Raw genomic sequence first — 12,901 nt, forward strand, 5'->3', positions numbered from 1 at the left:
CCGGGCTCGGAGAAGGCGTCCGCGGGGGCGCGAGACGGTGACTCCGGGTTGTGTCCGGGTTATCCCGGATGCGCCGAACCCACCTCCACCCCGACGATGTACGGTGATGACCGCACAGGGAGTACGGGGGTGGAGGTGGGCGTGGCCGGAGCCGGGGTGATCGACGACTACGTGGCCAGGCTCAGCCGTACGCTCAGCGGGCCGCGAGGACCGAAACTCGACATGGTCACCGAGGCCCGCGACAGCCTGCTCGACACCGCGGAGGCTCTGGAGCTCGACGGGCTCGGCAGGGCCGAGGCCGAGCGGGTCGCGGTCGAGGAGTTCGGCCCGGTCGAGGAGATCGCGCCGGGCTACCAGGAGGGGCTGTCGATCTCGGCGGGGCGCAGGCTCGCGGCGCTGCTGTTCATCAGCGTGCCGCTGACCATCATGGCCTGGAGCCTGGTGTGGCGCTTCTCCTCCCAGGACCCGATCGCCTACGAGCGGTGGCCCGCGTGGTTCATGCCGGTCTCCCGCGGCCTGGACTATCTGCAGCTGGCGGTCGCCCTGCTCGGCGGGGCCGGGCTGTTCGCGCTCGGCCGGGGGCTGCGCAGGATCAGGCGGCCCAGGCTCGTCACCCGGTCGCTGGGAGTGCTGGTGCTGATCGTGCTGCCGCTCACGGGCGCCCTCGGGCTGCTGCTGACCTACGGCGCGCAGCGTGACGACTTCTTCGACCACCCGCTGAACCTCGGCGTCGAGACGCTGAGCCTCGGGCTGTCGCTGCTGCAGCTGTACGGCGCCACCCGCTGCCTGATGATCACCCGCAGGCGCCGCGTCCCGGCCCTCGGCCGGTCCTAGCGGCCCAGCCGCTCCCCGGAGCCACCGGGGTCGAGCACACCGCCTATCACACCGGTGAACTCCCGCCAGGCCGCGCGTTCCCCCGCCAGGGCCCGGTGGCCCGAGGAGGTCAGCCGGTAGGTGCGCCGCCTGCGCCCGCCGACCGTCGCCCACTCGCTGGCGAGGTATCCCGCCTGTTCGAGCCGTCGCAGCGCCGGATAGACCGTGCCGGTCGGCACGTTCAGTGAGCCGCCGCTGCGTGCCTGCAGGGCCTCGATGATCGCGTAACCGTGCAGAGGTTCCTCCTCAAGCACGGACAACAGCAGGGCGTCCATGTGCCCGCGAAGCGTGTCGGCGTTCACCTCGCGCCCTCCGCCCGCCCTACGGCGCCTCGATCGTTCACGCCCTCACCCTACCCTTCCGCAGACAGGCTACATGTAGCCGTTCTACATGTAGAGTGCCTATAGGTAGACAGACACAACAACGGAGGTGAACCGTGGGCGTGCTCGACCTGGCGCGGACACAGTTCGCGGTGACGGGAAGCATCCACTTCCTGTTCGTCGTGCTGACGCTGGGCCTGGCCCCGATCATCGCGATCATGCACACCCGGCACGCCGTGACCGGCAGGCCCGAGCACGAGCGCGCCACCCGCTTCTGGGGTCAGATCTACGTGACCAACTACGCGCTCGGCATCTTCACCGGCCTGGTGATGGAGTTCCAGTTCGGGTTGAGCTGGAGTGGCCTGTCCGAGTACGCGGGAGACGTCTTCGGCGCCCCCCTGGCGATCGAGACGCTCGGCGCCTTCTTCATCGAGTCCACCTTCCTCGGCCTGTGGATCTTCGGCTGGAACAGGCTGAACCGGTGGGCGCACCTGGCGTGCATCTGGATGGTGACGCTGACCGCCTACGTCTCCGCCTTCTGGATCATGGCCGCGAACTCGTTCCTGCAGAACCCGGTGGGGGCCGTCGAGCGCGGCGGCCGTCTGGTGCTGACCGACTTCGGCGCGCTGCTGAGCAACCCGGCGCTGGTCAACTCGCTCCCCCACGTGGTCGGCGCCGGTCTGTGGGCCGCGGGCTCCGTGGTCATGGGGGCCTCCGCCTACCAGCTGTTCCGCCGGACCCCCGAGCGGGAGTTCTTCACCTCCGCCCTCCGCACGGGCCTGCTCGTCGCCTTCTGCGGGTCGCTGGTCACGGTCGCCTTCGGCTACGCCCAGTTCGGCTCGATCGGCCTCTACCAGCCGGACAAGTTCCGCGTCCCGCTGGCCGGGGTCGCCCTGGCGGCCATGATGGGGATCGGACAGCTGGTGCAGTTCCTCCTGCTCCTGCTGGCGCCCCTGACCTACTGGCTGCCGCGCTGGCGCTGGGCGCAGCCGCTGCTGGTGATCCTCACCCCGGCGCCGTTCCTGGCCGCGATCTGCGGCTGGCTGGCCCGGGAGGTCGGCCGCCAGCCGTGGCTGATCAACGGCAGGCTCACCGTCGCCGACGCCATGTCCCACGGCCTCACACCGGGCATGGTCACCGTCTCCCTCGTCGGGTTCACCGGGGTGCTCGGCCTGCTGGCCGTCACCGACTACCTCCTGATCGCCGGAACCGTACGGCGTGGCCCCGGCACCGTCGCCCTCGGCGCGGACGACGAACCCGCCCCCGCCGTTCTCGAACACGCGCTCAGCCACTAGACATCCCGCCACGGAAGGTGAGGAATCCATGGACGTCCTCTGGCTGGGCGTGCTCGCCCTGCTGCTGATCGGCTACTTCGCCCTGGAGGGGTTCGACATCGGCCTCGGCATGCTGCTGCCCGTGCTCGGCCGTACCCAGCGGGACCGTGACACGATCGTCTCGGCCATGGCCCCGTTCGTGCTGGCCAACGAGGTGTGGCTGGTCGCCGTCGCGGGCGTGCTCTTCGGCGCCTTCCCCGAGGTCGAGGGACGGGTGCTGTACGGTCTCTACCCGCTGGTCGTCACCCTGCTGATCTCGTGGATCCTGCGCGACGCGGGCCTGTGGTTCCGCCGCCGTCTCGACGGGGCGGGCTGGCGGGCCGCCTGGGACTGGGCCGTCTGCGCCGGATCGTACGGCCTGGCGCTGAGCTGGGGCATGGTCCTGGCCTCGATCGCCCAGGGCCTGCCGGAGTCGCCCTCCCCGCTCGCCGGGATCGTCTGCGTCGCCGTCGTCGCCGGGGCGTTCGCCTTCCACGGCTGGACCTTCGCCTCCTGGGCGCTGCCGGGACGGGTCACCGGGAGGAGCCGCCGTGGCGGGGCACTGCTGGTCTCGGCGTGCGCCGCCGCCCTGCCCGCCGCGGTGCCGCTGGCCGTACTGGCGCCGTGGCTGCTCGAACACGCCGCGCCCGAGGGCACGCTGGGTGTGCTCAGTCTCATAATCGCGCCTTTGACGCCGGTCATGGCGGGTGCGCAAGTATGGACATGGCGCACGTTCGGTCCCAAGCGTGCGGCCGGTCGGTTGCCGTCGTTCTTCTAGGGTTCACATGCACAAGGATCTCCTTCGGCTGGTCCGCGGCGAGCGGGCGGTCCGCCGCCACCTGGCGGTCTGCCTGGCCGCCGCGGTCGTGGCCGGGCTGCTCGTGCTGGTCCAGGCGGAGGTGCTGTCCGGGGTGCTCTCCGGCCGCTTCGCCCCCGCCGCGCTGACCGTGCTCGCGCTCGTCGTCGGCGCCCGCGCCCTGCTCGGCCTGGTTCAGGGGGTGGCCGCGGGGCACACGAGCACCGGCGTGAAGACGGCGTTGCGCCACCGGCTGCTGTCGCGGCTGCGGGAGCTCGGCCCGGCCGGTCTCGCCTCGCGCCGCTCGGGCGAGCTGGTCACGCTGGCCGGTCGCGGCCTGGACGCCCTCGACCCCTACCTGTCCGGTTACCTGCCCGCGGCCGCGGTCGCGGCCGTCGTGCCGGTCGCCGTGCTGGTACGACTGTTCGCGGCCGACCTGACCAGCGCGGTGATCGTGCTCGTCACGCTGCCCCTCATCCCGCTGTTCGGCGCGCTGGTGGGGATGCGCACCAAGGAGGTCACCGAGCGGCAGTGGCGGGCGCTGGCCCATCTCGGCGGGCACTTCCTCGACGTGGTCAGGGGCCTGCCCACGCTGCGCGCCTTCGGCAGGGCCCGCTACCAGGCCGAGGTGATCGGCCGGGTGGCCCAGGAGCACCGGGAGGCCACGATGCGCACCCTGCGGGTGGCCTTCCTGTCGTCGCTGGTGCTCGAACTGGCCGCGTCGCTCTCCCTGGCGCTGGTCGCCGTCCCGGTCGGGCTGCGGCTGCTGTCCGGGTCGATGGAACTGCCCACGGCGCTGCTGGTGCTGCTGCTCGCCCCGGAGGCGTACCTGCCGCTGCGCACCATGGGCAACAGGTTCCACGCCGCGATGGAGGGGGTCGCCGCCGCCGACGAGGCGTTCGCCGTCCTGGACGGCCAGGCGTCCGCCCCCGCCGTACGGGACGCCCCGGCCGGGGCGGCGGACCGGGCCGGGGGCCGCGCGCCGGAGATCCGCCTGGAGAACGTCACCGTGCGCTACCCGGGCCGGCAGGAGGCGGCGCTGGAGAACGTCTCGCTGACGATCGCACCGGGTGAGCGGGTCGCGCTGGTCGGCGAGAGCGGGGCGGGCAAGAGCACCCTGCTGCACCTGCTGCTCGGCTTCGTCGTCCCGGACAGCGGGCGCGTCCTGATCGACGGCGTGGCCCTCACCGCCGACGACGCCTGGCGGGAACGGCTGGCGTTCGTACCGCAGCGCCCCCACCTGTTCGCCGTCTCGGTCGCCGACAACGTCCGCCTCGGCTTCCCCGGCGCCACGATCGAGGAGGTACGGCGGGCGGCCGGGGCCGCGCACGCCGACGAGTTCGTGACGGCGCTGCCCGAGGGCTACGAGACGGTGCTCGGCGAACGCGGCGCGAACCTGTCCGCCGGGCAGCGGCAGCGGGTCGCGCTCGCCCGCGCCTTCTGCCGCCCCGGCACCGACCTGCTGCTCCTCGACGAACCGACCGCGCGGCTCGACGGCCGCAGCGAGGCGGCGATCGTGGCCGCGACCGGTGAGCTGGCCGAGGGACGAACCGCGGTGATCGTGGCGCACCGGCCCGCGATGATCGACCTGGCCGACCGGGTGATCCGGCTGGCCGAGGGGCGTGTGGTCTCCGCCGAACTGATCGGAGGGTCCCGATGACGGGCGTCAAGGACATGAAGGGCCGCACGGCCCTGGCGATCTCCTCGGGCGCGGCGGCCGAACTGGCCGGACTCGGGCTGATCGGGTCCGCGGCCTGGCTGATCACCAGGGCCGCCGAGCACCCCCCGCTGGCCGCGCTGAGCGTGGCGATCGTCGGCGTCAGGGCCTTCGCGACCACCAAGGGCGTCTTCAGGTACGGCGAGCGCCTGGCCGGGCACGACGTCGCGCTGCGGGCGCAGACGGCGACCAGGCAACGGCTCTACCGGGCGCTCATCCCGGCGGGGCCGCGTGACCGGCGGGGAGCCGACCTGCTCAGCCGGATGGTCGACGACACCGACGCGGCGCAGGACCTGCTGGTCCGCTGCCTGCTGCCTGCGGCGGCCGCTGTGGTGACCGGGGTCGCCGCGGTCGTGCTGGGGCTGTTCCTGCTGCCCGCCGCGGCGTCGGCTCTGCTGGCCGGGCTGCTGGTCGCCGGGGTGCTGATCCCGGCGGGTACGGCCGCCGCCGCCCGGCGCTGGTCGGCGCGGATCGCGCCCGCGCGGGCGGAGCTGGCGGCCCGGGTCGCCGACCTGGTCCACGGCGCGGCCGACCTGGCCGCCTACGGGGCGGGAGGGCGCGCGCTGGCCGCCTGCGCCGAGGCCGACGCCCGCCTGGGCGCGCTGGAACGCCGCCAGGCCAGGGCCAACGCGGTCGCCGCCGCCCTCGGCACGCTCACGCAGGGCCTGACCGTGCTGGCGGTCGTCTGGATCGCCGGAGGATCGCAGGCGGGCCGGGTCGCCACGACGGTTCTCGCGCTGGTCTCGCTGGTCGCCTTCGAGCCGGTGCTGCCGATGGCCGCGGCGGCGGAGCGGCTGACCGGGGTGCTCGCCGCCCTGCGCCGGTTGCGGGAGGTCCGCGCGACCCCGCCCGCCGTCGCCGAGCCGGTGAGCCCCGCCCCCGTGCCCGGGGAGCCGCCGACCGTGGAGATCCGCGACCTCGTGGTCCGGCACGGCCCCGGTCTGCCCGTGGCGCTCGACGGCGTCAGCCTGACCCTCACCCCGGGCAGGCGGGTCGCCCTGGTCGGCCCGAGCGGCGCGGGCAAGAGCACCCTGCTTTCGGCCCTGATGCGGCTGGTGGAACCCGAGTCCGGCACGATCCTGCTGAACGGGACCGACCTCGGGAAGATGACCTCCGACGACGCCAGGCGGGTCATGACGGGACTGACCCAGGACCCCTACGTGTTCCGGACGACGCTGCGGGACAACCTGCGCCTGGCCGGGCCGGAGGCGGACCAGGACGAGCTGGCCGAGGCTGTACGGCGGGCCAGGCTCGACCGGTGGGTCGAGCGGACCGGCTGGGACACCATGCTCGGGGAGGACGGGCGGACGGTCTCCGGCGGCCAGCTCCAGCGGCTTGCGCTGGCCAGGGCGCTGCTGAACGACCCTCCTGTGCTGCTGCTGGACGAGCCCGCCGAATCACTGGACGAGGCCACCGCGGACGCGCTCATGGCCGACCTGCTCGACGCCACGCGGGGCCGTACGACACTGCTGGTCACCCATCGGCTGCGCGGGCTCGAAGGGGTCGACGAGATCGTCGTGCTGGAGAACGGGGCGGTCGCGCAGCGGGGAACCCACGAGGAGCTGGTCGGGGCGCCCGGCTACTACCGTGACCTGTGGCGCTCCGAGGCGCTGACCGCCGGGCGCTGACCCGTGTTCCCCGGCCGGGTTCTCGTCCGGGGAACAAGGCCGCGGCCCGGATTTCCCGATCAGGAGCACAGGGGCTCCCGGGATGTCGGAAGCCGTTCGAGGGGGGCGGGCGGGAAACGGATGCGCCGCCGGGGTCCGCAGCGTCCCCGGCGGCGCATCGGCTCCGGGCGAGGCTACTGCCCGGTCTTCTCGACGAGGGTCGCGGTGGCGGTCTGGGGCTTGCCGTCGCGGAGGTAGGTGATGGTCACCTTGTCCCCCGGCTTGAGCCCCCTGATCGCGCCGACCACCGTCGCGCCGTCGTCGACCGGCGTCTCGTTGATCTTGGTGATCAGGTCGCCCTGCCTGATCCCCGCCTGGGCGGCCGGGCTGCCGTCGGTGACCTGGTTGACCAGGGCCCCGGCCACGTCGCCGGTCGCGTCGGCGAGGCTGACGCCCAGGAAGGCGTGGCTGACCTTGCCGGTGTCGATGAGCTGCTTGGCGACCTGCTTGGCGGTGTTGATCGGGATGGCGAAGCCGACACCGATGTTGCCCTCGCCGCCGTTGGTGGCGATGGCGCTGTTGATGCCGACCACCTCTCCGGCCGCGTTGACCAGGGCACCGCCCGAGTTGCCGGGGTTGATCGCCGCGTCGGTCTGGATGGCCCCGCCGATGGTCGTCGTTCCGCCGCCCTGCTGTTGCTGCTGCATGCCGCCCCAGCCCGGCGGGAGCTGCTGTCGCTGCTCGCCGCCGACGGTCACCGTACGGTTCAGGGCGCTGACGATGCCCGCGGTGACCGAGCCGGACAGGCCCAGCGGACTGCCGATGGCGAGCACCGAGTCGCCCACCCTGACCTTGTCGCTGTCACCGATCGTGGCCTTGGTCAGGTTGGAGACGTTCTCCGCCCGGATGACGGCGAGGTCGGTCGCCGGGTCGGTCCCGACGACCCTGGCGGAGGCGGTCTTGCCGTCGCTGAACTTGACGGTCATCGAGCCGTTCGTCCCCACCTGGCCGCCCAGCGTGACCACGTGGTTGTTGGTCAGGATGAGGCCGTCGGCCGAGAGCAGCACGCCCGATCCGTCGCCGCTGCCGTTGGCGCTCTTGACCTCGATGGAGACCACCGAGGGCTGGACCGCCTTGGCCACGTCGGCGACCGTGGCGAAGCTGCCGACCTGGCGCACCTCGGCCGAGGGGGAGACGGACGAGGCCGTGACCGTGCCGGCCCCGGCGATCGAGGTCGCGATGAAGGCCCCCGCGACTCCACCTCCCACGGCCATCGCGGCCAGCGCCAGACCGGCCCCCAGCTTCTGCCTGCCGGTGAGCGACCCCCGCTGGGCGGGGATCCGCAGGGACTCCGCCGCGTCCGGAACCGGGTGGATCAGCGTCGGCTGCGGCCCGGTGTCCCGGCCCTCCGAGTAACCTCCGACACGCGGCGGCACCTTGCCGAACTGGCTCCATCCTTCGTTCTCGTGGGTCGCCTCGGCCGGGGTGCTTTCCTGCTCATTCTTGTTCGGGTCCATGTCTTCCCCCACGTCCTGCATCCGCTCGTGGACTGTCGGAGCGGCGACCGGCGGTTCCGGTACACCAGAACAATGCCTGACAGGACGTAAGCGCAGGTTAAGAGGATGATCGGAGCCCCTTCCCTTCTCTCACGCCCCCTTTATCCGCCGTGCTCAGAGGCGGTCGGCCGGAGGAAGGATCATGGAAAAAACATCCGGACCGGGCCCGTGCAGGGGACCGGCCGAATAACAGGCCGCCCCAGGCTTGACCCCTTTTGTTGTCCTTCCGGCCGCCAGGAAGGCTCCCGGCGGCCGGAACGTGATCGAGCCCGGCCCGGCCGCGCCCCGGACGAATCGCATCGGCCCGCCCCGGGTGAGGGCTCCGGGGCGGGCCGGAAACCGCCGGTGGGCTCCTGCGAACGCGCCCAGGAAGCCGGTGCCCGCGTGAGGCGTCCGCCGTCCTAGACGTCCGCCGAAGGCTCCTGCCGGTGGAGTCGATGCCGTTCCACACCCTCCGTCACGAGAGCCACCAGCACCGCCACATCGGGGATCGTCCTGACCTGACGGGAGATGGCCGGTCTGCCGAAGCCGGTCCAAATACGTAATCGCACTCGTGCACGTTCGAGGCCGGTGATCTCCGACCAGCGTACGAGCCGGTCGCCGTCACGCACGCCCTCGGCGGTGACAGTGATCGGACCGAAGGTGGAGCTGCCTGTTTCGGCGATTTCCATCGCTCTGCGCGGATAGCTGATCTCCGACATGTAGTGCTCGATGGCCGCCGTGAGCTCCTCGTCCCGGGCGTAGGGGGGTCTGGCCAGGTTCAGCTTCCCGCCGTTCTTCAGCATCAGGATGCACCGCTCGACGTCCTGGGAACCGCCGCGTTGGTAGACCCGGGTCGTCCACTTTCGTACGTAGGCCACGTCCTCCCAGGCGATCAGACGCTTCAGGACGGCGTCCCCCGTCGTGAGCAGCAGCCCGTTGGAGCACAGGTACAACCGCCTGCGGGCCTTCAGCCAGAGGGGCGGGACACAGAGCAGGGCCAGCCCGAGGGCCACGGCACCCATCGCCCTGCCGACATCGTCACCGATCAGGATCCCCGGTGCTCCGAGGAGCGTGAGAACGACGACAATTCCCGCTTCCGCCAGGACCGACTGACGGAAACAGTCAACGATCTCACCCAGGCCGGTCTCATCGACGATCTCGATGATTTTCGGCGGGTAATCCGGCACCAGAATTCGCCTCCCGAAATCATGCCATCGACACTTCCCCTTCTATTTGGCCACGAATTCACCGGGTTCGCGTATTTGGGAGAAAGAAAACGACGCCGCCCCTGTGGCCTGGGCGCCCAGGTGCCGCTCGTGGCCCGCTCGGACGAGAACGAAAACCCAGGTGACCGGACAGGAGAAGTCCCAGGAATGACGAATCCGTGAACACCGCGGACCCAGAGCCCTTTACGGACGCCCAATCGCATTGACGAAGACCGGCGGAAACGGCCGGCCCTTTCCCGCGCCCTCCTGTCGATGGCCCGGGAGACGCTCAACGACGTGGAGAATTGGCGGCGGCTCCAGCGGAGATCTCCCGAAGGCCCGCCGGCCTTGCCGGGACTCACCAACGCGCCACTCCGACCACCACGGCCATCAGCCGGAACGACGGTCCCAAACAGGTAGCGCCGTGGGCGGGGAGGAACGGATCCCTCCGGCGTCGCCGTGGCATGGCCGGGCGGGGACGCCGGAGGGAGGGCGGGTCAGACCGTGTACCTGCAGATCAGCGCCTGGCTGCCGCCCTGGGCGTAACCGGCGGAGACGTAGGTGGGGTGGAAGTGGGCGCACGCGGCGGAGGCGCTCCCGCTCCCCGTGTAGGTCGTGCCGCCGGTGTTGTTCCAGCGGTAGCAGCCAAGACCGCCGTTGTAGAAGCCGATGGTGGAGTAGGGGTTGACCTGGGCCGCGCAGTACTCCCCGAGCGAGAGCGGGCTGTAGACGACTTCGAGGACCGCCGCCTGGGCGGGGGTGGCGGAGACGGCGAGCGCACCGAAGCAGGCGAGCGCGGCGGTGGCGAGCGCGACGAAACGGCGGGGCATGAGGACCTCCAGAGTCCGGGAAAGCCGGGCGGAACGGGGAGGAGCCGGCGAAGCATGGGGGAACACATCGCCGGACGAGGGAGGTTCCGCGCGACGGGGACACGCTGCGTTGATCACAGTATTGAATAGGAAACTTTCCTATGCAATGGGTGTCGATGCGCGATCCGGTCACGCCTTTCCCCTGCGAAAAGGCCGCCCGGAGAGGCCCTGGTCACGAAATGGCCCGGACGGGCCGCAAACGCGACGCCGGGCACCGCGATCGGTGCCCGGCGTCATGTCCGCACCGCCTCGCCGTTCGCCGTACCGGTCTCCGGACGGCCGAGGCGCTGGCGGACGGTCGTCGTGTTACTTCGGGAGTTTGGCCCGATGCTCGGGGCACAGCAGGACGACGGCCGCGCCCGCGATGTAGCCGGACGTCTCGGCGCCGAACTCGTCGGTGACCGGGCTGCTCAGCGTGACCTGGATGAGGTTCTTGCCGGTGTCGAGCGCGCCGCAGACGTCCTTGCCGAGCTGCACCAGCCTGCTGGAGGCGACGCCGCTCAGCTCCTTGCGCTGCCGCACGGTCTTCAGGAACAGGTCCTCCTTCTCGTCCTGGGAGAAGGAGAAGGAGGAGGAGGCGGTCGGGGTCGGCTCGTCCTCGTCGGGGTCGTCGGAGGAGGACTCGTCCGTGGAGTCGGGGGACGGCTCGTCCGTGGACAGGGACGACTCGGTCGGCCGGGGGGTCTCGGGGGCGTTCGTGACCAGCGCGACCGAGGAGCCGCTGTTGCGGTTGAAGAGGTAGACCGCGCCACCGGCCGCGACGATCAGGACCGCCACCACGGCGACCACGGCGATCACGACCCCCTTGCCGCCGCCCTCCGAGGGCGGCGGGGGCGGGCCCGGCTGCCAGCCGGGAGGAGGCCCCATGGGAGGAGGTTGCTGCCAGCCCTGGGGCGGCCCCTGCTGGGGGTACGGCGTCGTCGGCTGCTGGCCGTACGGTGAGCCCTGCTGCGGCCCCTGCTGGTAGGGACCCTGCTGCGGCTGGTACGGCGGTTGGGGCGGCGCCGGCGGCCACTGCTGGGGCCCACCCTGCGGATACGGCTGGGGCCCGTCCTGTGGATACGGCTGCTGCGGAGGATGCACGTGCGCACCATACGGCGTACCCCTGACATTTCGCCGGAGAATGCCCCGGAATACCGGCGATAGATGCACAAAAGAGACAGCCGCCGGGGACGGTCAGAAGGTGAAGCCCTCGCCGGTCCTTCCCGGTCCGTGCGCCCTGTTCAGCTCGGCGCCCAGGCCGGGCACGAGACGTTCGAGGACCTCGTGCCACTCACGGTGGCGGCCCGGGTGTTCCACCAGCGCGCCGCATGTCCTGCAGGCAGGGGGCTGGGATTGCGTCATGTCGAGATCCCTCCGGGTAGACGTCCGGCACCTCGGACCCGTCACCTGCCCCGGCAGAGCGATCCGGAACCGTGTCCCGCCGATCGCCCGCGCCTGCCGTACGGCGTCGCGACCGTGAGCTCACAGGGCCGCAGAGGTCACCGGGACTTCGAGGGCTTCAGAGGTCGACGTCCCGGGAGGCGAGCGCGCCGAGCGGCACCTCACCGGCCGGGGTCACCACGACCTTCCTGCCCGGCTCCTCGTACCCGTGCTCGGTCAGCCACATCAGGATGCCGATCCCCAGGTCGTCGAAGGTGACCGGGGAGTCCGGCGAGAAGATGTCCTCCCCCTTCTCCCCGGCGTCCCCCTCGACGATCGACAGGGTGTATGTGGTCATGGCGTCCCCCGCTGCAGTCTCGTCCCTACCGGGGTCCATACCCAGGCGGGAGCCCGTGGGCTCCCGCCGTCACCCGGGTCAGTTCGCGGGGATGACCGCCCCCTTGTAGGTCTGCTCGATGAACTGCTTCACCTCGGGACCGGCCAGCAGCTTGGCGAGCTTGACCACCTGCGGGTCGTGCTCGTGTCCCTCGGCGACCACCAGGCCGTTGACGTAGGGGTTGTCCTGGGCCTTCTCCAGCACCAGCGCGTTCTGCGCGGGGTTGAGGCCCGCCTCAAGGGCGTAGTTGCCGTTGATGACGGCGGCGTCCACGTCCTCAAGGGAGCGGGGCAGCTGCGCGGCCTCAAGCGGCTGGAACTTCAGGCTCTTGGGGTTGCCGGTGACGTCGCGCTCCGTCGCGGCGGTGCCCGCCCCCTCCTTGAGGGTGATCACGCCGTTGTCGGCGAGCAGCTTCAGCGCCCGGCCGAGGTTGGTCGCGTCGTTGGGCACGGCCACGGTCCCGTTCTGCGGCAGGTCGCCGAGCTTGGTGATCTTCTTGGAGTAGAGGCCGAGCGGCTCCAGGTGGACCGGCTGCAGGAAGACCAGCTTGGTGCCCTTGGAGGCGTTGAAGTCGTCCAGGTAGGGCTTGTGCTGGAAGAAGTTGGCGCCGAGCCGCCCCTCGCTGAGCTGCACGTTCGGCTGGACGTAGTCGGTGAACTCGACGATCTCCAGGTTCAGGCCCTCCTTGGCGGCGAGCTTGTCCTTGACGAACTTCAGGATCTGCGCGTGCGGGACGGGGCTGGCGCCGACCTTGAGCACCTCGGCCGCGGGACTGGACGGATCCTTGGCCCCGGCGGCTCCGGCGTCCGCGGCGGGCCCGGAGGAGCCGCAGGCCGCCAGCGAGACGACCAGGGCCGTGACGGCGGAGGCGATTCCTAGGAATTTACGCATTGTGCGCTCCTTT

General features: G+C 71.5%; 13 protein-coding genes. 5 read left to right on the forward strand and 8 right to left on the reverse strand.

Features of this window, described 5'->3' with window-relative positions; genetic code table 11:
* Positions 1–129: 129 nt before the first annotated feature.
* Complete coding sequence (locus tag ABZ470_RS34755; RefSeq protein WP_362916747.1) at positions 130–834, forward strand: permease prefix domain 1-containing protein; 705 nt, start codon at positions 130–132, stop codon at positions 832–834.
* Here ABZ470_RS34755 and ABZ470_RS34760 read toward each other — a convergent pair.
* Positions 831–1,175, reverse strand: coding sequence for a helix-turn-helix transcriptional regulator (locus tag ABZ470_RS34760; RefSeq protein ID WP_362916749.1), 345 nt, complete (start codon positions 1,173–1,175; stop codon positions 831–833). The two genes, ABZ470_RS34755 and ABZ470_RS34760, sit on opposite strands and share 4 nt — an antisense overlap.
* A gap of 134 nt (positions 1,176–1,309) precedes the next feature.
* Between ABZ470_RS34760 and ABZ470_RS34765 the strand changes: the two genes are divergently transcribed.
* From ABZ470_RS34765 to cydC, 4 genes are read left to right on the forward strand one after another with little or no spacing between them, the layout of a single operon-like run.
* Positions 1,310–2,488 (forward strand): cytochrome ubiquinol oxidase subunit I, encoded by a 1,179-nt coding sequence (locus tag ABZ470_RS34765; protein ID WP_362916751.1) that lies wholly within the window; start codon positions 1,310–1,312, stop codon positions 2,486–2,488.
* A gap of 28 nt (positions 2,489–2,516) precedes the next feature.
* Positions 2,517–3,284 carry a cytochrome d ubiquinol oxidase subunit II gene (locus tag ABZ470_RS34770; protein WP_362916753.1) on the forward strand — a complete coding sequence of 256 codons (768 nt, stop codon included), beginning with the start codon at positions 2,517–2,519 and terminating at the stop codon, positions 3,282–3,284.
* A gap of 7 nt (positions 3,285–3,291) precedes the next feature.
* A complete protein-coding gene (cydD, locus tag ABZ470_RS34775; RefSeq protein ID WP_362916755.1) occupies positions 3,292–4,962 on the forward strand; it encodes a thiol reductant ABC exporter subunit CydD in 1,671 nt (556 codons plus the stop codon).
* Positions 4,959–6,647 (forward strand): thiol reductant ABC exporter subunit CydC, encoded by a 1,689-nt coding sequence (gene cydC / locus ABZ470_RS34780; protein ID WP_362916757.1) that lies wholly within the window; start codon positions 4,959–4,961, stop codon positions 6,645–6,647. Before cydD ends, cydC begins: the two co-directional genes overlap by 4 nt.
* Before the next feature lie 173 nt (positions 6,648–6,820).
* Here the strand turns inward: cydC and ABZ470_RS34785 are convergent, their stop codons facing one another.
* The 7 genes from ABZ470_RS34785 to ABZ470_RS34815 form a co-directional block, all read right to left on the reverse strand.
* A complete protein-coding gene (locus tag ABZ470_RS34785) occupies positions 6,821–8,143 on the reverse strand; it encodes a trypsin-like peptidase domain-containing protein (protein ID WP_362916759.1) in 1,323 nt (440 codons plus the stop codon).
* Positions 8,144–8,583: 440 nt separating this feature from the next.
* The gene (locus ABZ470_RS34790) at positions 8,584–9,351 is read right to left on the reverse strand and encodes a DUF6585 family protein (RefSeq protein WP_362916761.1); all 768 of its coding nucleotides are present in this window, start codon (positions 9,349–9,351) and stop codon (positions 8,584–8,586) included.
* Between the two features lie 515 nt (positions 9,352–9,866).
* Positions 9,867–10,199: a hypothetical protein gene (locus tag ABZ470_RS34795; RefSeq protein ID WP_362916763.1), complete on the reverse strand. Its 333-nt coding sequence runs from the start codon at positions 10,197–10,199 to the stop codon at positions 9,867–9,869.
* A 345-nt stretch (positions 10,200–10,544) separates the two neighbouring features.
* On the reverse strand, positions 10,545–11,321 hold the full coding sequence (locus ABZ470_RS34800; RefSeq protein WP_362916765.1) for a DUF732 domain-containing protein: 777 nt from the start codon (positions 11,319–11,321) through the stop codon (positions 10,545–10,547).
* Between the two features lie 93 nt (positions 11,322–11,414).
* Positions 11,415–11,582 carry a hypothetical protein gene (locus ABZ470_RS34805; protein WP_362916767.1) on the reverse strand — a complete coding sequence of 56 codons (168 nt, stop codon included), beginning with the start codon at positions 11,580–11,582 and terminating at the stop codon, positions 11,415–11,417.
* Positions 11,583–11,739: 157 nt separating this feature from the next.
* The gene (locus tag ABZ470_RS34810; RefSeq protein WP_352009246.1) at positions 11,740–11,958 is read right to left on the reverse strand and encodes a hypothetical protein; all 219 of its coding nucleotides are present in this window, start codon (positions 11,956–11,958) and stop codon (positions 11,740–11,742) included.
* Between the two features lie 78 nt (positions 11,959–12,036).
* The gene (locus tag ABZ470_RS34815; RefSeq protein ID WP_352009245.1) at positions 12,037–12,888 is read right to left on the reverse strand and encodes a MetQ/NlpA family ABC transporter substrate-binding protein; all 852 of its coding nucleotides are present in this window, start codon (positions 12,886–12,888) and stop codon (positions 12,037–12,039) included.
* Positions 12,889–12,901: the final 13 nt, after the last annotated feature.

Source organism: Streptosporangium sp. NPDC020072 (genome assembly GCF_040631445.1).
Lineage (GTDB): Bacteria > Actinomycetota > Actinomycetes > Streptosporangiales > Streptosporangiaceae > Streptosporangium.